This is a genomic window from Streptomyces mutomycini (genome assembly GCF_001700505.1).
Lineage (GTDB): Bacteria > Actinomycetota > Actinomycetes > Streptomycetales > Streptomycetaceae > Streptomyces > Streptomyces mutomycini.
Window position 1 is genome coordinate 1 of sequence record NZ_MAPV01000070.1, and the last position, 24,118, is coordinate 24,118.

Consider the following 24,118-nt stretch of genomic DNA (forward strand, 5'->3'; position numbering starts at 1 on the left):
CCGAGGGCCCTCCGTTCGTCGGAATCCTCGACGAACGGAGGGCCCTCGGCCACCGAGCCCCGAACTGGCTGCTCTTCGGCGAGCAGCGCAGTGCCACGGACTTCTACTACCGCGACGAACTCGACTCCCTGCGCCGCGACGGCACCCTGACCCGGCTGGACACCGCCTTCTCCCGCGACCAGCGCGCCAAGGTCTACGTCCAGGACCGGATGCGGGAGCACGGCGCACAGCTCTGGTCCTGGCTCCAGGAGGGAGCCCACTTCTACGTCTGCGGCGACGCCTCCCGGATGGCGAAGGACGTGGACCGGGCACTGCGGGACATCGCCGTGGCCCACGGCGGACTCCAGGAGGACGCCGCCGCCGCGTACGTCAAGCAGCTCGCGGCCGACAAGCGCTACGTACGCGACGTGTACTGAGCTCGGCTCCCCGCGACGGAGGCCGTGCACGCCGGGAGACACGCGGACTCGTGACCCTCGGCAGTCGGGCGGAGGCCGCGTGGAGGCCGTCCGGCTCGCCCAGCGGCTCGTTCATCGGCGAAAGGGCCGGCTTCCCGGCCTGTCGGGGCCGGTCACGCCGCCTCGGCGACACCGTCCTGCACCGCGGATCCCCACTCGACCAGCAGCCGCTCGTACTTCTGGCGGGCCTCCAGTGAGCCCAGGCCGCAATCCACGAGCGCGCGGATCTCCGCGTTCAGCTCGGCCAGTGAGCGTACAGGGGTCGGCTCGGCAGGTGGTCGGGGCATACGCACAGTCTACGGGCGGGGGCTGACAACGGCGTCGACCGCGTCGTGGGCGAGGCCCGAGGCGGGCTGCGCGGGCACGGACCGTCCGCGCAGGGCGCCACCACCTGGAAAGGCGGTCGGGCCCTGCCCGTTCGCTGCTGTTCACAGCCCGGCCGGCGAGGCGGGAGGCGAACCGTTCGCCTTGCCTCGAAGGGCCTCACGATTTCCCCGTTGCCCAGGTACGGCGCGGGTCAGCACCTCCCGCTGGGCCTGTCAGCCCGCCGACTCACCCGCGTGAGGGCTCAGCACACCCGCGCCGACCAGGATGAACAGCACGATGCCCAGGATCACGCGGTAGATGACGAACGGCATGAAGCTCTTCGTCGTGATGAACTTCATGAACCACGCGATGACCGCGTAGCCGACCACGAACGCGATGATCGTCGCGAAGATCGTGGGTCCCCATGAGACGTGTCCCTCGCCCGCGTCCTTCAGCTCGAACACGCCCGAGGCCAGCACCGCCGGAATCGCCAGAAGGAAGGAATAGCGGGCGGCCGCCTCACGCGTGTAGCCCATGAGCAGACCACCGCTGATCGTCGCGCCCGAGCGGGAGACGCCGGGGATCAGGGCCATGGCCTGGCAGAAGCCGAAGATCAGACCGTCCCTGACCCCCAGTTCCTTCAGCGACTTGCGCTCCTTGATCGCCCGGTGCTTGCCGCCGGTCTCGTCGCGCGCCGCGAGGCGGTCCGCGATGCCGAGGACGACACCCATGACGATCAGTGTCGTCGCGATCAGACGGAGGTCGCGGAAAGGCCCCTCGATCTGGTCCTTGAAGGTCACGCCCAGGACACCGATGGGAATCGAGCCGATGATGACCAGCCAGCCCATCTGGGCGTCGTGGTCGCTGCGCATCGCGGAGTTCGTCAGCGACCGGGCCCAGGCCGAGATGATCCGGGCGATGTCCTTGCGGAAGTAGATGAGGACCGCGGCCTCCGTGCCGATCTGGGTGATCGCGGTGAACGCGGCCCCCGGGTCGTGCCAGCCCGCGAAGGCGGCGGTCAGCCGCAGATGTGCGCTGGAGGAGATCGGCAGAAACTCGGTCAGTCCCTGAACAAGGCCCAGGACGAATGATTCGAACCAGCTCATGGGGCTTAGGCCATCCCGGAGGTACTCATGCAACGGCCGACGGACGCGAAGGCCGTCGGCAACGTGCGGATGCGGTCAGAAAGGGGGACGGGACGCCACGGCCCCGGACATCCTCTGTCGGTTGCGGGCAGCGTATCGCCTGGAGGTGAACGGGCTCCCGCCTGCCCCTGGCTAGGCCGCGCCGCCGGCTTCCTGCCCGGGCCGTGCCACCTGCTCCAGTGACGCCGCGCCGGCTGTTCCGCCCAGCTTGTGCCGTTTGCGCCACGCCACCAGCGCGGCACCCCCGCCGGACAGCACGATGAAGCCCATCGCCGCCAGGAAGAGCGGCGACGTGGGTGAGGAGGCCGTGCTGCCGGCGATGACGTACGCCGCGGTGTTCGGGATCGAGCCGATCCCCGTGGCCAGCAGGAACGGCGGATAGCCCATGCGCGACGTCGCCGCACAGTAGTTGGCGGCGGCGAACGGCACCCCGGGAAAGAGCCGCAGCGCGAGCATGGACCTGAACCCGTGCCGGCTCAGCAGTCCGTCCGCCGCCTTCAGGTACTTGCCGCGCAACAGCGTCCTGAGCGCGTCCTGTCCCAGCACCCTGCCGAGCAGGAAGGACACCCCGGCACCGAGGACCGTCCCGGCCAGCGCCGCCGCGAGACCGGCCTGCGCCCCGAACAGCGCACCGGCGGCCAGATTGAGCAGCGGGCGCGGAACGAAGGCCACGGTGCACACGCCGTACGCGAGCCCGAACAGCATCGCCGCTGCGGTGCCCGTGAGTTGAGGCGGCCAGCCGGAGGCCAGCAGCCGCTGTGGTTCGAAGAGCAGCATCGTGGTGGCGGCGGCCAGCAGGACCGCCACGAGCAGGGAGAACCGGGACCAGGGGGAGAGCAGCGCCCTCGTACAGCGCACTGCGAGGCCACCGGAGGGCCGTGTTGCGGGGACGGGGTCGAACATCTGGGGAGCGTAACCGAAACGTGTGTGTGATCGTCGTAACGGGCGGGCGCTGTCCACTCCGGTACCGGCCCTCGAAGCTCGGGTGCCGAGCCCCGAGCTCCGAGGCACCGCACGCTTCACGGCAGGCGGGCCAGCAGATGCGCGTCGAGGAAGCCCCGGTCGGAGGCGGGGTCGTGGAGCAGCCGGGCGAACGGTGTGAGTCCGGCCCCGGCGAGCAGTTCGGCGAACCGGTCCACCGGCCAGCTGTAGGCGGGCGCCACCTTGTGGTCGAAGCGGACCGGCTCGGCTCGGTCGGTCCCGAAGAAGGAGACCAGGAGCAGGCCGCCCGGTGCCAGGACGCGGACCTGCTCGGCGAGCAGCGCGCCCAGTTCCCCGGGCGGAGTGTGAATCATCGAGTAGTGGGCCATCACGCCGCCGAGCGAGCCGTCCTCGACCGGCATGGCCTCCATCCGCGCCTCGTCGAACCGCAGAGCGGGGTGGGCCCGCCGGGCATGGTCGATCATGGCGGGGGAGAGGTCGAGCCCGAAGGCGTCCAGCCCCAGGTCCTTCAGCATGGCCGTCAGATGTCCGGGCCCGCACCCGACGTCTGCCGTCCGGAGGTTCTCCGTTCCGCGCACCAGCTCGGCGAAGGTGGCGATCATGGAACGCGCGAACGGCTGCGTCTCCAGCCGGCCGGCGAACATCGACGCGTAGAGGTCGACCACCCCGTCGTAGGCCGTCCTTGTCACGTCCTGGTGTTCCACCATGGGGAAGCCTGACCTCACAGTTTCTGTTTCATGGGTTTTCCCGCCCCTGTTCCACCGCCACCGCCGCAAGCAGTCGGCTCCGCTGCCCGGCGAGGGCACTCACCCCGCCGCGATCTGTTCGCCCTGCCGGGGCGCCGGCGGCGCGTCCGCTCCGTGGCGGCGGTCGATCAGCGAGAGAAGCGGGCCGGTCATCGAGGTGGTGGCCACCGCCATCACCAGCAGCGCAAGATACAGGCCGGAGGTGAGCACCCCGGCGCTGTACCCGGCCTGGAGCAGGACGATCTCGGTGAGCCCCCGGGTGTTGAGCATGACGCCGACGCGAAGCGCCTCGGGGTGCCCCTCCCCGCCCAGGCGGGAGACGGCGTAACCGCCGCCGATCTTGGAAAGCACGGCCAGGACCGTCGCCAGGACCGTCACCAGCCAGGGGATGCCGCCCGAGCCCGTCCATATCGACAGCCCTGTGGCGATGAAGAAGACCGGAACCAGCCACAGACCCAGCGTGGACACCCAGCGGACCGGTGCGTCCCAGTGCGGGGCGCCGGGCGGGATCATCAGGCCCACCATGAACGCGCCGAATATCGCGGTGAGTCCCAGTGACTCCGCCGCGTACGCCGCCTGGAGCACGCAGCAGCCCAGGGCGACGGCCACCAGCCAGGGCCACCGGGCGCAGACGCGTCCGGCCTGAGAGGTCTTCAGCAGACGGCGGCCCAGGAATGCCGCCGGAGCTCCGGCCACCAGCACGATCGCAGCCGTCGAGATGCCACCCGAGCCGGGCTGGGCGATGGCGATCACCACGGCCAGCAGCAACCAGGCGACGGCGTCGACGAGCGCCGCCGAGGTCAGCGAGAGCCGCCCGGCACGGCTGGTGGTCAGGCCCCGGTCGGCGAGAATCCTCGCGAGCACGGGCACCGCCGAGACCGCCATGGTGGTCGCCAGCAGCAGCACGAAGGCCATCGTGGGCGCGGTCCCCCGCAAGGAGGGCTGATCGCGGAGGACGAGCCAGCCGCCGAACGCCGCGCCGGCCACCAGGGAGGGCACAAGGGTGCCCAGCGCCGTCCAGCCGATGGCCCTGTCCCGCAGGCGGGCGGCGTCCAGGCGCAGTTCGTGGGCGACGCCCACGAGGAAGAGCACCAGCCCGGCGTGCCCCAGGTCGCGCAGCGGCTCCAGCACGTCGGCCGGTAACAGGACGGACTGCGCACCGGGCCACGCCCAGCCGAACACGGCCGGCCCGAGCAGCATGCCGAACGCGATCTCGCCGACGACGCCGGGCTGCCCGATCCGGCGGGCGAGCCGGCGCCCCAGGAGTCCGACGGCCAGGAAGGCGCCGAGGGCGGCGATCGCGTGCGCTGCCACCAGAAGCGTCACAGGCCCGCCGGTCCATCACCCGCCGCGCCGTCGCCCGCGCGGTCCGCCGCCGTCAGGAAGCCGACGACACGGCGGACCACGGCGTCGTCGCGCAGCACCTTGGTGTGGCCCAGGTCCCGCACCCGCATGAGCTCGGCCTGCCCCCAGGCCGCCACCAGCGCCTCGCTGTCGGTGATCGGCGACTCCGGGTCGTTCTCGTCGTGGACGACGAGCAAGCGGCTGGTGAAGTCCTCCGCCGCGACGGCCGGTTCGATGGCCTCGAAGGAGATGCCGAGCCATTCCTCCGCACGGGAGCGGACCAGCCCGATGGCCTCGGGCGATACCTGCATCACCTCGCCGGAACGGCGCCAGAGGCTGGTGTAGCTGCTGATGGGGTTGATGAAGACGGCCCGCTCAAGCGTGACCCCGCGCGTCATGGCGTAGGTCGTGGCCGCGGCGCCCATCGAGTGGGCGACGACGGCATGGAAGGGGCCGTACCGCTTGCCGGCCGCCTCGACCGCCCTGGCGAAGTGGATGACTGAGGACTCCGCTCCCTCCGACTCGCCGTGGCCCGGGAGATCGGCGACGACCACCGCGCAGCCCGCCCGGACGAGCGCGTCCGCCAGGACGGTCACGTGCCCGGCGTTGCCGGCCCAGCCGTGGACCAGCAGGATCCGCCGCTCGCCCTCACCCCACAGGTAGTGGACCACCTTGCCGCCGTCGACGACCTCGACCTCCTTGGCGGCCTGCTCCAGGATCGGCCGGGTGGCGTTCGGAGGCTGCGTCCGCATCGGCGTGAAGGCCAGCCGGCGCAGCTTCTCGGTGATGTCGGTGCTCAATTCGATCGCCCCTTACCTTGTTTCTTCCACGCTCCGCAGGTGCGCGGAGATGATCTTCCGGGTCTCGGATGATTCGACGATGCCGAAATGGTCGGCTCCCTCGATGAGTTCCACGCTCGAATTCGGCCAGTTCGCATGCAGTTCGCCGGCGTACGCCGGCGGAACGTGGTCATCGGCCGTGCCGTGGATGACCAGCCCGGGCACGCCGTTGGCCCGGGCGGCGGCAAGCGCCGAATACTCGTCCCACACCGCCGCACCGAACCTTCCCTCGATTTCCCCGACGAGCCCCCGGACCCGGTCGTCGTCGAGGGCGTTCGCCTCGGCGAACCTCTCGACGAGAAACATCTTGGCGGGCGGGGAGGAGATCGAGACCACGGTCCGGGCGGACACCCCGGCGTGCCACGCGGTCAGGGCCCACAGGCCGCCCATGGAGTGGCCGACCACCGCGTGCAGTCCTGCCAGGCGGTCGTACAGGGCGCGCAGCAGGGCGCGGACCTCGCTGGGATCGCACGTGGTGGTGCCCAGCGCCTCCCCGTGCGACGGCACGTCGAACAGCACCACCCGGTAACCCTGGGCGAGGAGTTCCTCGGCGATGGCCACCATGCTGCCCAGATTGGTGTTCAGGCCGTGGACGAGAAGTACGGTCGGGCCGCTGCCGCTCTGGAAATACTTGTAGAAGCGGCCGTTCACCTTGAGGGTGTGCGAACGGCACCGATTGAGGAACGCCTTCGCGAACGGATCGTGCGGCAGCTTCACGACCGTGTAGAAGCGCTCCACGAGGTCGTCCACGGATTCGGTCCGGCTCACAGTGCGTTCCTCGATCGGTGTCGGTGGCTCATTTCGACCGCTTCCCCTCCTGGCAGGCCCCAGGGCCTCTCGTCCGGATCAGGCCGGGCTCGCGTGATCCGGCCTGATCCGGACGACGGACCCTAGCTGCCGGGCTGCTCGCTCAGTGCCGCGAGGCACCGCCTGGCACGCTCCGGCAGAACGTACTCACCCTCCTTCGCGATGCGGTCGTACAGCGCCTCGACCCGCTCGTAGTGGTTGTCGAGGTTCTGGTCCAGCAGGTGGTACTCGGACTTGTTGTAGATGCCGAACTGGAGGTCGGTCATCAGGCCGAACGGATCGATGTCCGCCGCGCGCCGGGTCCCGCCGAACACCAGGCGCAGGAACTCGTCGACGCTCTCGTAACCGAGCGTGGCGAGGAGGAACTCGATCGACGCCCACTTGCGCCTGGTCTGGTAGGCGCGCTCGTCCGGATCGACGATGAAGTCCAGACCGCTGGTCATGCCCTTCGGGTAGTGCACCTTGTTGAAGCAGCGCAGGTCGATGGTCAGGCGGTCCTTGGCCGTCCGGGGCAGGGTGCTGTCCGCGTGCGCCCGGTAGTTGTCGAAGACCAGCGCGTCACCCACCCGGCTGTCGCAGTAGTAGCCCGGAGACGGCCTGTCCGCGTACGTCTTCGCCCAGTACATCGCCATGAGGAAGTCCCGCACCGAGGGCAGGTCGATCTCGGACAGTTTCCCTTCCAGGAAGAGGTACAGCGCCTTGTCGACGGCGTCCTTCTCCTCGCCCTCCAGACCGCATTCCAGCATCTTCTCGTAGACGTACGGGAGGTTGGGGGCCTCAAGATCGGCCTCCTCGAAGATCACGAAGGGCTGCCGGCTCAGCGGAGTCGGGGTCAGCGCGGTGTGGAAGCTGCGGTACTCGGTGGGGAAACCGAGCTGCTTCTTCACCAGCGACGGGATCTGCAGGGCGATCGAGCTGGCCGCGTGGGTGCCGTACGGCCGCTTCTCGGCCGGCACGATGAAGGCGTTCACCACCGCCGTCTCGACCTCTGGGAAGTGCTCCTGGACGATGTCCTGGTTCAGGTCGTAGAAGCGCTTCGCCGAGGGCACGAACAGCACGCAGTTCTCGAACATGGTGGAGACCGGGAAGTAGCTGCCGATCGAGGCGGCGGCGAAGCTCTCCTGGATCACCGCCTGGCAGCGCAGCTGGCGTGCCAGGTTTTCCGCCAGGTCGTCGTCCAGGTTCATCGGGACGACCTGGGTGGGGATCCCCTCGGGCTGGAAACAACTCGTGTTCAGCGCCCGGTGAGGAGGCAGCCGGGACTCCATCTCCCCCTTGTCCACCTGGTACTTGTCCAGCACCGGGGACAGCTGCTCGGCGTGCACCGCCGCCGACGAGTGCAGGAAGGTGCCGGTCTTCTGGTAGGTGCCGGTGACCGTGGCGTCGTCCACAGCCGCGTCTGCCCCCTGGGTCGCGTCGCTCATGACGTCGTGTTCTCCCTTCGGTCCGAAGTGTTGATGCGGTCCACGTAGGTGCGGATGAAGTCCTCGTCGATGGGCGGGGACGGGCAGTCCTCCGCGCCGAGGACGGCGCCTCCCACGGGGAGCGCGGCGAACATGTCCGCCATGCCCTGCGCCGACAGGTCGTCCACCAGGGCGGCGATCCGCGCCATGGGGCTCGCGGGATGCCCGGCGGCGAACACCAGCGCTCGCTGCCGCCATTCGTCGAAGGGCACGATCTCCGCCCCGCCGCCGGCGGCACCGACCATCTCGAAGAAGCGGTCGAAGGCAGGGGCCCCTGAGTTGACGAAGTCGTAGTCCCTGCCGATGCGCTCCAGTTCACTGGTCATCGCTGCGGCGATCGTCCGGCACAGGTAGTCGACCGGCAGTACCGCCGAGAGGTCGGCGGCCAATGACGGGAAGCTCCCCATCTCGAGACAGCCGGTGATCAGGTTGTGCAGGAAGTCGCCGCGGTCGAGCCGGAAGTGCCCGGTGAGCGTCGAAGCGCCCACGAACGGCAGCCGGTACGTCGACGCCTTCGCGCCCCGCCAGCGGGCGGCGGCCACCATCTGCTCCGCCTGCCACTTGGAGGTCAGGTAGCCGTACTCGCGGTTCTCCTCGGTGACCTCGTACCCCAGGTGCCTGGGCAGCGTGGCGAAGGTGGAGACGAAGTGGAACGCCTTGCCGCGACCGCGTGAGGCCAGGCGCAGCGCCTCGTGCGTGCCGACCACGTTGGGGCCGATGTAGTCCTCCAGCGGCCGCATCCAGTCCACGAGGGCGCCGGAGTGGCAGATGGCGTCCACCTGGTCGGCCAGTTCGTCGAAGACCTCCTCGTCCAGGCCGAACAGGGGTCGGGTGAGGTCGCCCACCACCGGGTTGAGCAGCGGCGCGAACTCCTCCCTCCACAGGCCGTAGCCGTCGAGGGCGCCGACCAGGCGTTCCATCGCCTGGCGGGCGTCGTCCGCCCGCACCAGGCAGTAGGCGACCACCTCGGAGGCGAGCAGTTCGTGCAGCAGGTAGGCGCCGACGAATCCGGTGGCGCCGGTGACGAAGACCGCCTCCGGGCGTTCCGGCGCCGCGGTGGCATTGCCGAAGAGGAGGTCGGGGTGCAGGAAGCCCTTCCGGGCCGTGGACAGGTCCGGGCCCGTCACCGAGGCGACCTCGGCCGCCTCGGTGGCCGTCGGTCCGGTGACAGTCCCGGGCGCCGCGTCCAGCCCCGTTTCCAGCAGCTTCGCCAGCAGGAACTCGCTCAGCGAGGTGAGGTTGGGGTGATCGAAGGCGATCTTCGCCGGCAGGGCGAGCCCGGTCAGGTCCGCGAGCTGGTTGCGCATCAGCACCGCGGTCAGCGAGTCGATGCCGATGTCCTGGAGCGGCACGCCGACGTCCACGGCCTCGGGGGAGGCGAAGCCCAGGGTCTTGGCCACCTCCTCGCGCACCACGCTCAGCACCACGGCCGGGTACTCCTCGGGCGTGGCCTCGCCCAGCAGCTTGCGCAGGTCCGTTCCGCCGCCGGCCCGGGAGCGGTTGCCGGCGTTGCTGCTGAGCAGCGCGCGGAACAGCGGCGGTATGCCGCCACGGTTCTCGAAGTAGTGCTGTACTCGGTTCAGGTCCAGCGCGGCGGACATGGTCAGCGCGCGGCCGCTCCTGACCGCGAGCTCCAGGAGCTCCAGGCCCTCGTCCGGTGCCAGCCGGTCCAGGCCGAGCTGGGCGAAGCGGGCCCGGTCGAACTCGCTGAGCCCGGCGGCCATCCCCTCACCGTCCCAGGGGCCGAAGGCCACCGAGGTGGCCGGCAGGCCCTTCGCCCGGCGCAGGTGGGCGAGCGCGTCCATGAAGGCGTTGGCAGCGGCGTAGTTGCCCTGCCCGGGTGCTCCCATGACGCTCGCGATGGAGGAGAACATCACGAAGAAGTCCAGCTCCCTGTCCTGGGTCAGCTCGTGGAGATTCCACAGGCCGTCCACCTTGGGCAGGAAGACCGCGTCGAACCGCTCCGGTGTCAGGTCCGTCAGCGCGCCGTCGTCCAGCACACCCGCCGCGTGGACCACGCCGCGCAGGGGGCGCTCGTCATCGAACAGTGCCATCACCGCGGCGACGTCGTCGCGGTCGGCCGCGTCGCAGGCCACCACGGTGGCGGTTGCGCCCAGCTCGGCCAGCTCATCCACCAGGGACTGCGCGCCGGGGGTCTCCATCCCGCGGCGGGAGGTGAGCACCAGGTCGCGTACACCGTGGGCGCCGACCAGCCACCCGGCCACGCGCCGGCCGAGGTCGCCGGCGCCACCCGAGACGAGCACCGCGCCGTCCGGCCGGACGAACTGCCGCTGCTGCGCCGGGACCAGCACCACCTTGCCCACGTGCCGTGCCTGGGCGATGAAGCGCAGGCCGTCGGAGGTGTGGGTCATGGGGAAGGCCCGCAGCGGCAGCGGCGCCAGCTTGCCCTGCGTGAACAGCTCGGCGATGGAGACCAGCATCCGCTGGATGAGGTCCGGGCCCGCCTCGGGCAGGTTGTAGACGGTGTAGGTGACGCCCGGATGGCTCTGGTCGATGGCGGATTGCTCCCGCACATCGATCTTTCCCATCTCCAGGAACCGTCCGCCGCTGCCCAGCATGCCCAGACCGGCGTCGATGAACTCGGTGGCCAGGGAGTTCAGCACCACGTCGAAGCTTCCGCCGGACCCGCCGCCGGCGTTCCTGCCGAAGTGCTCGACGAAGCCCAGATCGCGTGAGGACGCCAGATGGGCGTCGTCCAGGCCGAGCTCCCGCAGCGCGGGCCACTTGGGCTCGCTGGCGGTGCCGTAGACCTCCGCGCCGTGGAGCCGCGCCAACTGCACCGCCGCCATGCCCACGCCACCGGCCGCGGCGTGGATCAGCACCCGCTCGCCCGATCGCAGCGCGCCCAGTTCGTGCAGGCCGTACCAGGCGGTGAGGAACGTCATCGGGATGGTGGCGGCCTCCTCGAAGCTGAGGTGCTCCGGCATGCGCACCACCCGGCGCGCGTCCGTGACGACCTCGGAGGCGAAGGAGCCGCGGGCCAGCCCGAGCACGGCGTCGCCCGCCTTCACATGGTCGACGCTGCCGCCGACCTCGGTGACCACACCGGCGAACTCCAGGCCGAACGCCGGGATCTCCACCATGCCCAGGGCGTTGAGCACATCGAGGAAGTTCACCCCGGCGGCCCTCACCTCGGCGCGGATCTCGCCGGGCGCGAGGGCCTGCTCAGGCATGGGCTTGACCGTCAGCGGCTCGTCCAGGCGGCCCTTGGCGGCGATCTCCAGCTGCCAGCGGCCCTCGGCCGGGATCTCCAGATCCTGGGCCGAGCCCACCCGCAGCAACTGCGGCACCAGCACCTCACCGCGGCGCAGGGCGCACTCCGGCTCGGCCTCCAGCATCAACGCGGCGGGGAGCGCCTTGAGGTCCGTCTTCTCCTCGCTGAGGTCGATCATGCGCAGGCTCAGTTCGGGGTGCTCGTTGCGGGCGGTACGCATCAGTCCCCACAGGGGGCCCGCGCCCAGCCCGGAGACCATGTCATCGGCGCCGGTGCCCACCGCGTGGCGGGTGACCCAGACCAGCGGCGTGCGGAACTCCGTACCCACCGCTTCCTGGAGCTGCTCCAGCGCCCCGGCCGCGAACGCGTGGGCCTGGGACGGCACCTCCGCGTCGGAGTCCCACAGGCAGACCAGGCCGTCCAGATCCTCTGCGTCCTCCAGTTCCCGGATCTTGATCACCTGGATACCGGCCCGAGCCAGGAGGGTCTTGACCTCCCGCGCCCACGGCACGTCCCCGGCCGGGGTCATCATGCCCCAGGAGCCGCCCAGCTCGACGTCCGCGGTGTCGGCCTGTCGCCAGTTGACGTCGAACTGGAAGCGGTCCACCCCGGCCGCGGCCAGGCGGCGCAGTACCGCACGGTCCACCCGCCGTGCGTGGAGGCGGTGCAGCCGGCCGACATGGGCGCCGTCGCTGTCGTGGATGTCGAGCGACGCCCAGAACTCGCCGTCACCCAACTCGAAGTCGGCGACCCGGACCCAGATCTCCGCCAGTCCCTTCACCCGCAGTGACAGGCGCTCTGCCTCGAACGGCACGAAGAGGTCGTCGCCGGTCCGGTTCTGCAGCCGCTGCGTCAGCAGCAGCGAGTGCATGGCCGAGTCCAGCAGGGCAGGGTGCAGGACGTAGCCGGTGGCGGACTGCTCCGCGCTCTCCGGCAGTGCGGCCCTGGCCCACACCTCCCCGCCCACGTGCCAGGCCTCCTTGATGCCCTGGAAGGTCGGGCCGTAGCCGTAGCCCAGGGCGTCCAGATCGCGGTAGAGGGCGGATGCGTCGAGGGGCTCGGCCCCCCGGGGCGGTACCGTCACCGCGGTGCCGGGCTCCGTTCCCTCCGCGGGAGTGATCCGGCCCTCGGCGTGCAGTTGCCAGGCGCCGTCCTCGCCCTCGGGCGCGCTGTAGACCTGGACGGGGCGGGCCTCACCGATCGCCGGACCCACGGTGACCTGCATCCGCACCGGCACCCCGGAGGCGAGCACCAGGGGCGAGGCGATGACCACGTCCGACAGGTCCCACTCGCCCTCGTGGGCAGCGTCGCCCGCCGCCCGCATGGCCTCGAAGAACGCGGTGCCCGGCATCAGGACGGCGTCCATCACCCGGTGCTCCTGCACCCATACCGGCTGGTCGGCCGCCACCACGTTGGTGAACAGCGACAGCTCGGTGCCGGCGATCTCCACACCGCCGCCGAGGAGCGCGTGGCCGGTGGGGTTCAGACCGGCGCCGACCTCGCGGGAGAGCGGCGGCTCGAACCAGAAGCGCTCCCGTTGGAAGGCGTACGTCGGCAGGGCGACCCGGCCGGCGCCGAAGGGCGCGAAATAGCCGTCCCAGCCTACCGGGACGCCCCGCACGTGCAGTTCGGCCAGGCTCCGCTGGATGACCGAGGCACCGTTCCTGCCCGGGGTGCAGGACGGCACCCAGGACACCGGTCCCTCGTCGGCCAGGCAGGACGCCCCGAGGCCGGACAGCACGGGCTGCGGGCCGAGCTCCAGGAAGGTGTTTGCGCCCTCCCGGCGCAGGCCGCGCATGCCGTCGCTGAAGCGGACCGCGTGGCGGACCTGGCGGACCCAGTAGCCGGGCTGCTCCAATTCGCCCGGCGTGGCGATCTCGCCGGTGAGGCTGCTGACGAGGGGGATCTCCGCGGGGCGGAAGCGGATGGTCTCCGCCACGGACCGGAACTCGGCGAGCATGCCGTCCATGTGGTGCGAGTGGAAGGCGTGGGACACCTTCAGGAGCTTGGCCTTACGGCCTTGTTCCATGAAGTGGGCGGTGATCGCCTCGACGGCGTCGGTGTCACCGGACAACACGGTCTGCGTGGGCGTGTTGAGTCCGGCGACTTCAAGGCCGCCGCGCAGCCCGAGGGCGTCGATGGCCGCTTCCGCCTCCTCGCCGCCGGCCTCCAGCGACACCATGGCGCCGCGGGCGGGCAGGGCCTGCATCAGACGGCCGCGTGCCGCGACCAGCCGGCAGGCGTCGTCCAGGCTGAACACCCCCGCCACGTGGGCGGCGGCGAGTTCGCCGATGCTGTGGCCGAGCAGCAGCTCCGGCCGCACACCCCAGCTCTCCCACAGCCGCCACAGCGCCACCTCCAGAGCGAACAGGGCGGGCTGGGTGAAGTCGGTGCGGTGCAGCAGAGCCGCGTCCTCGCTGTCCGGGTCGGCCCACATCACCTCGAGGAGAGGCCGCTCCAGCCCGTCGAAGCGGGCGGCGACCCCGTCGAGCGCCTCGCGGAAGACGGGGTAGACGTCGTAGACGTCCTTGCCCATGCCCGGATGCTGGCTGCCCTGGCCGGTGAAGAGCATCGCCAGCCGGGGTTCCTCGGTGTGGGACCCGGTGCGGACCGACTCCGCGGGCAGGTCTCCGACGCGGGCGAAGGAGGCGAGTTTGTCGAGGAGTTCGGCCTTGTCCTTGACGAAGAGCGCCAGGCGGCGACGGAAGTGGCTGCGGGTGGTCGCCAGCGAGCGGGCCACGTCACCGAGGCTGTCCTGGATGTTCATGCCCATGTGCAGGTGCAGGTTCTCCACCTGCTGGCGCAGGGCGGCGTCGGTGTGGCCGGACACCACGAACGGCACCGTGGGCGGCAGCGGGGCGGGTGCGTCCTGCTCGGTGTCCTTCGCGGCCGGCCGCGGCGGCTCCTCGACGATCACGTGGGCGTTGGTACCGCCGATACCGAACGAGCTGACGCCCGCGCGGCGCGGCACTTCCTTCGCCGGCCACGGGCGCTGTTCCTGGACCAGCGCCATGCCGGCGCCCTTCCAGTCCACGGCGGGGGTGGGCTCGGCGACGTGCAGGGTCCGGGGAAGCGTGTCGTGGCGCATGGCCAGGACGACCTTCATCACCCCGGCCAGGCCGGCGGCGGCCTGGGTGTGGCCGAGGTTCGACTTGGCGGAGCCGACCCACAGCGGCACCTCGTCCGAGTGGCTGCCGCCGAAGACCTCCGCGAGCGCGGTGCCCTCGATGGGGTCGCCCAGCTTGGTGCCGGTGCCGTGCGCCTCCAGGTAGTCGATGTCGTCCGGCTGGAGTCCTGACGTGCCCAGGGCCGCCCGGATGACCCGCTGCTGGGCGGGGCCGCTGGGCGTGGTCAGGCTGGCGCTGTGGCCGTCGTGGTTGACGGCGGTGCCGCGCAGCACGGCCAGGACGGTGTCGCCGTCGCGCTGGGCGTCGGACAGCCGCTTGAGCACGACCGCGGCGGAGCCCTCGCTCCAGCCGGTTCCGTCGGTGTCCGAGGAGAACGACCGGCAGCGGCCGTCCGCCGACATGCCGCGCAGGCGGCTGAACTCGACGTGCAGTTCGGGGGTGAGCATCAGGCTCACACCGGCCGACACCGCGAGATCGCATTCACCGTTGCGCAGGGCGTTGCAGGCCAGGTGGGTGGTGACCAGGGAGGAGGAGCACGCCGTGTCCAGGGTGAGGGTCGGCCCCTCCAGGCCGAACACGTACGACACCCGGCCGGACATGGTGCCGCCCGCGGAACCCGGGCCCACGTAGCCGTCGAGGTCGGTCAGCCCGCCGGCCATGGTGAGGCCGTACTCGTGGTACGCCGAGCTCTTGCCGACGCCTACGAACGCACCGGTCTGGCTGCCGCGCAGCCGGTCCATGGTGTAGCCGGCGCGCTCGAACGCCTCCCAGGTGGTCTCCAGCACCGTGCGCTGCATGGGTTCGAGTGATCGGGCCTCACGCGGCGAGATGCCGAAGAAGGGGGCATCGAAGAGATCGATGGGGGTGACGAACCCGCCCCGGCTGCAGTACGAGGTGCCGGGCACCTCCGGGTCGGGGTTGTACAGGGCCTCGGCGTCCCAGCGGTCCTTCGGGACCTCGACGATCCCGTCTCCGCCGCGTTCCAGCAGCTCCCAGTACTCCTCCGGGGTGTTGGCGTCGCCGGGGAGGCGGCAGGCCATGCCGATGATGGCGATGGGCTCGTCCAGGACGGCACGGCGGCGGTCGGGCACGGCCTCCCGGCTGGTCCTGGTGCCGCCGGTCAGATAGGCGGCCAGGGACTTGACGGTGAAGTGCTCGAAGAGCTTGGCCCCGAAGAGCGGGCGTCCCAGCAGTTCTTCCAGCCGCGTCTGGACCCGGACGACGCGCAGCGAGTTGCCGCCGATCTCGAAGAAGTTCTGGTTGACGCCGATCCTGTCGTGGCCGAGCACGTCGGCCCAGATGGCCACGATGTCCCGCTCCAGCTCCGTGGCCGGCCTGGCGGTGGCGTCGACCTCCACCACGGGGTCCGGCAGAGCGCTCTCGTCGATCTTGCCGCTCGGGGTCAGCGGAAGTTCGTCCAGCTCCACGATGAACGCCGGAACCATGTACTCCGGCAGCCGCTCGGCCAGCCAGGGGCGCAGCACGCGGTGCAGCGGGGGCCTGGGTGCTTCGCCGACCGCGGGCGCGTTGGCGTACGCACCGAGAGCGTCGCGGTCCAGAGCTTCGGCGGGGTGCGGGCTGAGGTCGGGGGTCCGGCCGGACCGCCAGAACACTGCGTCACACCGCCAGTTGCCGCCGGAGGAGCTGGGCAGCAGAGCGAGTTCCAGGCCCGCCGCATGGGCGAGGTCGGCGAGGTCCGCGGGGTCGATCCAGGACGTGGGCTCCACCGAGGTGCCCGCGCCCATGAGCTCCAGGGCCGGGGTGACCCGGCCGTACACCTCGCCCAGCCGGCCGTTGGGGATGCCGTTCAGACGGAGCGGGCGGTCGGTGACGGAACCCAGCTCGGCGCGGAGCGCGTCCAGGCCGAGGCCGTCGGCCTGCCAGTCCTTCTCCGTCGCCGGGGTGACGGGTCGGGCGTCCTCTCCGATGTGCAGGGTGACGTCGTAGCGGTAGCGCGTCATCTCGTTGACGCAGCGGCCGTCGCGCAGGGTGAGGTCGACGCGTGTGATCTGCGGGAACAGGTGGGGCAGATTGGCGAAGTAGTCCCGGCTGAGCACCAGTTCGCGCTCCGCGCGCATCCCGCGCTCGGTACGGCCGGCCAGTTCCTCGGCGGAGATCCCGCCGGCCTCCCCGTCCGCCCGGAAGTGCGCCACGTCGGCGTGGAAGGCGTCCAGCAGCGAGAGATCGCGTACGTCACCGAGGAAGATCCGCCCCCTGGTGACCGCCTTGGTCGCCCACTCCAGAACCGAGGTCAGATAGCCGACGCTGGGGAAGTACTGGGCCACCGAGTTGAGGACCACGGTGTCGAAGGCACCCTCGGCCACCTCGGGGAGTGCGTGGGCGGCGCGCTGCTCACAGGTCACGTGCGGCAGGGAGCCCAGGTGCCGCCGGGTCATCTCGACGGCTGCGGCGGAGGCGTCCACGGCGTGGTAGGTGCGGCATTGCGGTGCCAGGCCGAACAGCATCAGGCCGCTGCCCGAGCCGATCTCGAAGACGTTCTCCGGTGCGTAGGAGAGGATGCGGCGGACGGAACTCCGCTGCCAGTCGCGCATCTCCCCGTCGGAGAAGGGGAGACCGTCGTAGCCGTTGCGCCAGCCTGCCAGGTTGAACGTGGCGTCCGCGGTGACGGGACCGGAACCGTTGCCGGGGGCGGAGGGAGCACTGTCGGTGCCGGCCTCGTAGGCGCGGTCCCAGGCGGCGGCCCACTCGGCAAGGGCGATGTCCTGGTCCGCCGGGACAGGGGCCGGCTCGCCGGCCGGGGACGCGTCACGGACGCAGTAGGCGACGAGTTGCTCGTCATGGCCGACCACCACGGCGCGGCGGACCGACTCATGGCGGCTGACGGCGGCCTCCACGTCGGTCAGCTCGATCCGGTGGCCGCGCAGTTTGACCTGGCGGTCGTTGCGTCCCAGCAGTGTCAGCCTGCCGGGCTCGACGAAGCGGGCCAGGTCGCCCGTCCGGTAGAGGGTGCCCGGGTGGAAGGGGTTGTCCGCGAAGCGGAGCCCGGTCTGCCCGGGGTCGTTCCGGTAGCCACGGGCCACTCCGGCCCCGCCGATGCACAGTTCTCCCGGGAAGCCGAGCGGTACCGGCGACAGGTTCTCGTCCAGTACGTAGACCTGGGTGCGGTCGATCGGGCTGCCTATGAGGATGCCGTCCTCCGCGGCCCGAGCCGCCACCTCCCAGACCGTGGACCACACGGTGGTCTCGGTGGGGCCGTACATGTTCCACACCGAGGCCGGGGCTCCGGTGGCGAGCAACCGGTCCGCCAGGTCGCGGGGCAGCGCCTCACCGCCGCAGAGGATCTTCCTCAGCGTGGGGGTGCCCTGCCAGCCCCCGTCCAGCAGCAGCTGCCAGGTGGCGGGGGTGCCCTGCATCATGGTGATCGCGTGGCGCTCCATCAGCCCGCTCAGCGCTTTGGCGTCCAGGGTTTCCTGGGCCTGGGCTATGACCGTGGTCGCGCCGCAGAGCAGTGGCAGGAACAACTCCAGCCCGGAGATGTCGAAGGACACGGTGGTGACCGCCAGCAGCCGGTCCGTGGCGGCGCAACCCGGCCGTTCCCGCATGGAGGCCAGGAAGTTGCACAGTGCGCCGTGGGTGATCTCGACCCCCTTGGGGCGGCCGGTCGAGCCCGAGGTGTAGATGACGTAGGCCAGGTCGGCGGCGCCCACTTCGACCGCGAGGTCCTGGTCATGGCTCAGCTCGGCACCCAGGTGGACGCTCACGCAGCGTGCTTCCCAGGCGGCGAGGCCTGCTGGAGCCGCGGCGGGGGTGACGATGAGCTTGGGATCGGCGTCGTCGATCATCTGCCGGATGCGTTCCGACGGGAACCTGGGATCGACGGGCACGTAGGCGGCGCCCGTCTTCACGACCGCCAGCAGGGCCACGACGAGGTCGATCGAGCGGTCCAGGGCCACGCCGACGAGGTCGCCACGGCCCACTCCCCGGCCGGTCAGCGCGTGGGCGAGCCGGTTGGCGCGGGCGTTGAGCTCGGCGTAGGTCAGGCCGGTGTCCGCGCAGATCAGTGCGGTGCCCTGGGCGTGGTCGCGTGCCGCCTGTTCGAAGAGCCGGTGCAGGCCCTGCCCGGGGAGGTCCGTGACGGCTCCGGCCGTGTCGTTGAACTCCTCCAGCAGGAAAGCGCGTTCGTCCGTGGTGAGAAGGTCGGCGTCGGCCGGGAGTTTCTCGCGGGCGGAGGAGAGGCGGTCGCACCATGCGCTGAACTGGCCGGCCAGCCTGGCGACGTCCGGGGTCGCCAGGAGAGTGGCGTCGTGGTGGAAGGTGACGAGCGCACCGTCCTCGGCACCGTCCTGCTGGACGTGCAGTTCCAGTTTGGGACGGCGGCCGCCCTGGGCGGCGGAGCCGTGGTCGACGGCGTCGCGGGCACCCCACGAGATCAGCACGTCCGGTGTCAGGGCGCCGCTGTTCCAGTGTGCCCGGAGCGCTTCGTCCCGGCCGACGGCATCGCGGCGGATCCATCCCCGCTCCTGGCCGCGGGTGAACTCCCGCCCCACCGACCGCAGGTTCTCCGAGATCGTCGTGCCGGCGTCGACACGGCACAGCAGGGGCAGCCACGCGGCGAACAGGTCCCGGTGCGCGGTGTCGAGGCCCTCGCGAGGGGCCGCCACCGCGAGGTGGACGTCCGGCCGGCCGCTCGCCCGGCTCAGGAAGATGCCCAGCGCACCGGCCAGGCGGGAGGCGGCCGACGCGGACGCCTCCAGGCCGTCGTCGCCGTCCTGCAGCGGGACCTGGCATCGCACCCGTACGGGATCCGCCTGCTGTGCGCTGCCGGCCCCGGTCCCGGGGCGGGGCTGCGGGTAGGGAAGGCGGTAGGGGTCGTCGGCGCCTCCGAGCAGGTGCTCACGCCATCGGCCGGCGGCCTTGGACGCTCTGACGCCCGCCTCGGTGAGGCGCGCGCTCGCGTCCTCGCCGGGGACGTCCAGGATGGTGCCGGGCCGGATCCCGTGGGCCGCGGCGACGGCGCCGACAGGCCGTTCCTCACCCTCCGGCGTGGACAGCCGGGTCAGGGTGACGCTTCCGGCGTCCGTGGCGATCCGCAGGCCCGAGGCGTCGTCGCAGGAGAGGACCGTACCGGGCTCGCCGGCGGTGTCCTCCCCGGTCCCGAGGCGAGCGCCCCGGACGGCGTAGAAGTGCCCGTCGAGGTTGACCTTGGGCCACACCAACGGGCTCGCGAACGGGCCGTAGTCGGTGGCCCGGACCATGGCGGCGATGCGCTCGGCCGGAAGGCGCCAGTCGATCAGGCCCTCGGCGGCGAACTGGGTGTGCCGTGAGAAGTAGCGGCGGGTCGCGGAGTCCTGGGGGGTCGAGGTCTCGCGGCCCTCCGCGATCTCGTCGACCAGTCCGGCCAGGCTGGCGACGGCCGCCTCGTCGCACCTCAGGCCCAGCGACAGCGCGGTGTCCTCGGGTCCGATCGCCACCGGCACCCGCGCCAGCACCTCACCGCCGTCGACCACCTCGGCCATGCGGTGCCAGGTGATGCCGTACTCACGTGCCCCGTCCGCGATGGCCCAGGACGGCGTGTGCAGACCCGAATACTCGGGGAGCGGGCCGTAGTGGTAGTTGACGGCGGCCCGCGCCGCGCAGCCCAGCAACGCCTCAGGCACCACTGCGTAGTTGCCGACGCTCAGCAGGAGGTCGCAGGACAACCGCGGTGCGAGCGCCACGGCCTCGGCTAGCTCGTGGTGCGGGATGCCTGCCTTGACCGCCCAGGACCGGGCGGTGGCGTCGCCTGTCACCACGGCTGTGATGCGGTGCCCTTTCGCCACGAGTACCTCGCCGCAGAGGGCGAGTACGCTCCCGCTGCCGATCAGGACGGAACTCAAAGACGTCATTGCCGTGCCTCCCGTGATGACCCGCCGCGCGTCCTGTGAGCGCCACCGGCCCAGGGGCATGGCAACGGAACGGCACCGAGGCGGCCCTGTGAGGACCAGTACGTGCCGGATCCAAGCGCGCGCACAGGGTTCTGGTCCCCGTGCGCCCGTGCCGATCCCCCCGAGATCGAGCGGCGTCCGCCCCACGAGCAGTCGTACGAGCGGCTGCGTCGTGAGTGGTCCGCGCTGTCAGAATTGCGAGTGTGCCAAGTGCTGAACTGCCTCAGTGCGCACGTGCTGTTGTGACGGAAACGCTGTCGTCGGACGTACCGGGATACCGGGCCGCGGAGATCGACTGTCGCGCGATGGTGCGGTAGCGGCCCTCGAATGCTGCGCCCGTTCCCCGGGCGCCGACCCATCATTGGCCTGCCGTGAGACCGATCGCAAGGCATCACCGCAAAGATCTTCGAACGATTCCTGAGTGATGGTCATCACACGTGCTGATAATGCGATTCGCCTGCCTTCGAGGGGGAGCAGCAGCACACTTGCTCCGGCTGTACCGCTTCAACCAACCTTTCCACGCGCCTAGTTGAACCGCAGACTAGTTCGACGAGGTGCACGATCCGAGGGGACGGGCATGCCCGACGAGCCGGCTGAGCACAGCCGCACGACACGGGAGGTCAACCAGGCCCTCGTCCTCGCGCTGTGCAGTGGCGCGAGCTTCATGGCCTTCCTCGACCTCTCGATCGTCAGCATCGCCTTCCCCGACATCCTGGACGACTTCCCGGGCACGTCGCTCAACACCGTGACGTGGGTACTCAGCGGCTACACGATCCTGCTCGCAGCCGTGCTCACCCCCGCCGGAAGGATCGCCGACAGCGTCGGCAGGCGCACGGTCTTCCTCTGGTCCCTGGCAGCCTTCGCCGTCGCCTCGCTCGTCTGCGCCGTGGCGCCGTCCATCTGGTGGCTCATCGCGGCGCGGATCGTCCAGGGCGCGGCGGCAGGTGGCATGGTCCCCGCCGCGCTCGGCCTGATCCTCGCCACGACACCACGGGACCGCATCGCCAGAGCGGTCGGAACCTGGTCCGCGGTGGCGGGCTTCTCCGCCGTCATCGGACCGGCCGCGGGCGGGCTGCTGCTGCGGTCCTTCGGCTGGCGTTCGGTGTTCTACGTCAATCTCCCGCTGTGCGGCGCGATGCTGGTCGCCGCTGTCCTGATGCTGCCGAGGCAGCGCTTGCGCGGCACCGGGGACCGGTTGCCGGACGCGGTGGGCAGCATCGCGCTGGCACTGGGCATCGGCGGGGTGGTGAGCGCGCTCACGGAAGGGGACACCTGGGGCTGGGGAGATGCCCGCACCGTCGGACTCGGGCTGGCCGGACTGGCGCTCGTGGCCGTGACCGTGATCCGCTCGCGCACGCACCCGGCGCCGGCCCTCGAGATGACGGTGTGGCGCAGCCCCGTGTTCCGGACCGCCAACCTCGGTCTCGGCATGCTCAACATGACGATGTTCGCGTGGATGCTGGCCGCACCGCTGTTCGCCGCCGACATCTGGCACTGGTCGGTCCTGCAGACGGCCGGTGCGCTGAGCATCGGAGCCGTCTCCTCGATGGCCGGCTCGCTGGCCGCCGGACGGCTCACCCGGCCGGGGACCCAGGTGAAGGTGACGGTCCTGGGTGCGCTGTCCTTCACGGCGAGCAACGCCATCTGGGCGTCCAGCCTCTTCGGCCCCACGCCCAACTTCCTGGGCGGCTGGCTGCCGGCCTCCATCCTCGGCGGCGGCGGTCTCGGCCTCGCCATCACCTGTCTGTCGTCGCTAGCGGCCGGGACGGTGCCCCCGCAGAAGTTCGCCGGCGGCCTGGGCATGACCCTGACGGTGCGCCAGGTCGGGGGTGCGATCGGCATCGCCGGATTCGCCTCGATCATGGCGTTGGGCCCGACCTCCGGCGACATCGCTTCCTTCCACCACGTCTACGTCGCCGCAATGGCCGTCAACATCCTGTGCGCGGCGGTGGTGGGCACGATGCTCATCACGCTGCGGCAGAAACCCGCGCCGGCAGCGGCGGCCGTGGACGCCTGAGGACCAGGTCACGCCACCAGGTGCCCCCCAGGGGCAACCCGGACGGCACGGTCGAAGGGGTGCGTAAGGCCCCCTGGGCGCGGCCACCATGTGGGCCGCCCCCAGGGGGCCGTGTCGTTCCTGCGGCTCCCGGCCGCGCTGCTCCGGCCGGCCGTCAGGCGGACGGTACGCGGATCAGCAGGGCGTCGCCCTGCCCACCGCCGCCGCACAGCGCCGCCGCGCCGAGTCCGCCGCCCCGGCGGCGCAGTTCGTATGCCAGGTGGACGATGAGCCGGGCGCCGGAGGCGCCGATCGGGTGGCCGAGCGCGATGGCCCCGCCGTCGACGTTGACGATGTCCGGGCTGATGCGCAGCTGCTCGGTGGAGACGATACCGACGGCGGAGAACGCCTCGTTGATCTCGACCAGGTCCAGATCGGACGGCTCCAGCTTCGCCTTGGCCAGCGCAGCCATGATCGCGTTGGACGGCTGCTCGTGCAGGCTCCCGTCCGGTCCGGCCACCACGCCGTGGGCGCCGATCTCGGCGATCCAGGACAGGCCCAGCTCCTCGGCCTTGGCCTTGCTCGCCACCACCACGGCCGCGGCGCCGTCGGAGATCTGCGAAGCCGTCCCCGCCGTGATGGTGCCGTCGGCGCTGTACACGGGACGCAGCTTCGCCAGAGCCTCCGGCGTGGTGCCGGGACGCACGCCCTCATCGGTGTCACACACCACCGGGTCGCCCTTGCGCTGCGGGACGGTCACGGGCGCCAGCTCCTCGGCGAACCGGCCGGCGGCCGCCGCGGCGGCGGCCCGCTGGTGCGAGGCCGCGGCGAAGGCGTCCTGCTTCTCCCGGGTCAGGCCGGCGTAACGGCTGTTGTACTTCTCGGTCGAGACGCCCATGCCCAGCTGGTCGAAAGGACAGAACAAGCCGTCGTGGACCATGTGGTCGACCAGCGGCACGTCACCGGCCTTGAAACCCGAACGCGAATGGGGAAGCACGTGCGGTGCCTGGGACATGGACTCCTGACCGCCCGCCACGACCAGGTCGAACTCACCGGCCCTGATCAGCTGGTCGGCCAGAGCGATCGAGTTGATCCCGGAGAGGCACACCTTGTTGACGGTGAGCGCCGGGACGCTCATCGGGATGCCCGCGGCCACCGCGGCCTGGCGGGCCGGGATCTGGCCGGCGCCCGCGGTGAGCACCTGCCCCATGATCGTGTACTCCACCTGCTCGGGCGTCACCCCCGCCTTTTCCAGAGCCGCCTTGATCGCGATGCCCCCGAGCTGAGCTCCGGAGAGGTCCTTCAGAGCGCCGAGCAGGCGACCGGTGGGTGTACGGGCCCCAGCCAGGATGACGGATCCGGACACGATGTCCTCCGTGGGTAGTAGTGGTGGACCACAACACGGCCACATTACCCACGGGTTGGCCCCACGACAGGAGGGCTGCGGCGGTGTGAGCGACGGCATAGCCGATCGGAGGGGGCCCGGCGCCGTACAGGCGGAACAGCACGTTGCCCGGTCGCGGCGGCGGGTTCCCGGCGGGCGGTGTGCACCACTTCAGGGCCTGGAGTCCCAGTGAACGCCGACCCCCGACCGGCGCCGCGGGGCGGCGCGGCCCGCGGGAAAACCATTCGACGGCGCCGCGCCGCTCCGGCATCCTCAGGGGCATGTTCCGGTACGCCTTCCTCGCAGCGCAGTCCGCAGTCGCGGACGCGCCGAAGGCTGCCGCGAACCCCGCGCCCGCACTCGCGGCAGCGCCCGCAGCGCTCTTCGGCGGCGCCCGAAGCTGACCCTCCCCCGACAGTCCGGCGGACCCCGCAAGGGGAGGG

The 24,118-nt window shown here is 71.2% G+C and carries 12 protein-coding genes and 1 pseudogene; 3 read left to right on the plus strand and 10 right to left on the minus strand.

Annotated elements, in window-relative coordinates; genetic code table 11:
* A pseudogene (locus BFF76_RS11090) lies at positions 1-416 on the plus strand (hypothetical protein); the annotation flags it as partial.
* A gap of 152 nt (positions 417-568) precedes the next feature.
* On the opposite strand, the gene BFF76_RS32950 reads toward BFF76_RS11090, so the two are convergent.
* The 9 genes from BFF76_RS32950 to BFF76_RS34405 form a co-directional block, all read right to left on the minus strand.
* Complete coding sequence (locus BFF76_RS32950; RefSeq protein ID WP_167359485.1) at positions 569-742, minus strand: hypothetical protein; 174 nt, start codon at positions 740-742, stop codon at positions 569-571.
* A gap of 252 nt (positions 743-994) precedes the next feature.
* Positions 995-1,867, minus strand: coding sequence for an undecaprenyl-diphosphate phosphatase (locus tag BFF76_RS11095; RefSeq protein ID WP_031094188.1), 873 nt, complete (start codon positions 1,865-1,867; stop codon positions 995-997).
* Positions 1,868-2,038: 171 nt separating this feature from the next.
* Positions 2,039-2,809 (minus strand): TVP38/TMEM64 family protein, encoded by a 771-nt coding sequence (locus BFF76_RS11100; protein ID WP_053931209.1) that lies wholly within the window; start codon positions 2,807-2,809, stop codon positions 2,039-2,041.
* Between the two features lie 116 nt (positions 2,810-2,925).
* The gene (locus BFF76_RS11105) at positions 2,926-3,555 is read right to left on the minus strand and encodes a class I SAM-dependent methyltransferase (RefSeq protein WP_031094186.1); all 630 of its coding nucleotides are present in this window, start codon (positions 3,553-3,555) and stop codon (positions 2,926-2,928) included.
* Between the two features lie 99 nt (positions 3,556-3,654).
* Complete coding sequence (locus BFF76_RS11110; RefSeq protein ID WP_065848108.1) at positions 3,655-4,920, minus strand: cation:proton antiporter; 1,266 nt, start codon at positions 4,918-4,920, stop codon at positions 3,655-3,657.
* Entirely contained in the window at positions 4,917-5,738 is an 822-nt protein-coding gene (locus BFF76_RS11115) for an alpha/beta hydrolase (RefSeq protein WP_051834600.1), read from the minus strand. The genes BFF76_RS11110 and BFF76_RS11115 overlap by 4 nt, the downstream gene beginning before the upstream one ends.
* Before the next feature lie 12 nt (positions 5,739-5,750).
* Positions 5,751-6,545, minus strand: a complete 795-nt coding sequence (locus BFF76_RS11120; protein WP_079122368.1) for an alpha/beta fold hydrolase — start codon at positions 6,543-6,545, stop codon at positions 5,751-5,753.
* A 122-nt stretch (positions 6,546-6,667) separates the two neighbouring features.
* Positions 6,668-8,008, minus strand: a complete 1,341-nt coding sequence (locus BFF76_RS11125) for a hypothetical protein (protein ID WP_065848109.1) — start codon at positions 8,006-8,008, stop codon at positions 6,668-6,670.
* Positions 8,005-20,256, minus strand: a complete 12,252-nt coding sequence (locus BFF76_RS34405; RefSeq protein WP_079122369.1) for a type I polyketide synthase — start codon at positions 20,254-20,256, stop codon at positions 8,005-8,007. Before BFF76_RS34405 ends, BFF76_RS11125 begins: the two co-directional genes overlap by 4 nt.
* Before the next feature lie 616 nt (positions 20,257-20,872).
* Between BFF76_RS34405 and BFF76_RS11135 the strand changes: the two genes are divergently transcribed.
* Complete coding sequence (locus tag BFF76_RS11135) at positions 20,873-22,312, plus strand: MFS transporter (RefSeq protein WP_053931210.1); 1,440 nt, start codon at positions 20,873-20,875, stop codon at positions 22,310-22,312.
* A 154-nt stretch (positions 22,313-22,466) separates the two neighbouring features.
* On the opposite strand, the gene BFF76_RS11140 is transcribed toward BFF76_RS11135, so the two are convergent.
* Positions 22,467-23,657 (minus strand): acetyl-CoA C-acetyltransferase, encoded by a 1,191-nt coding sequence (locus tag BFF76_RS11140; RefSeq protein WP_065848110.1) that lies wholly within the window; start codon positions 23,655-23,657, stop codon positions 22,467-22,469.
* A 299-nt stretch (positions 23,658-23,956) separates the two neighbouring features.
* Here BFF76_RS11140 and BFF76_RS34410 point away from each other — a divergent pair, with 299 nt between their 5' ends.
* Positions 23,957-24,079 (plus strand): hypothetical protein, encoded by a 123-nt coding sequence (locus BFF76_RS34410; protein ID WP_267882484.1) that lies wholly within the window; start codon positions 23,957-23,959, stop codon positions 24,077-24,079.
* Positions 24,080-24,118 lie beyond the last annotated feature (39 nt).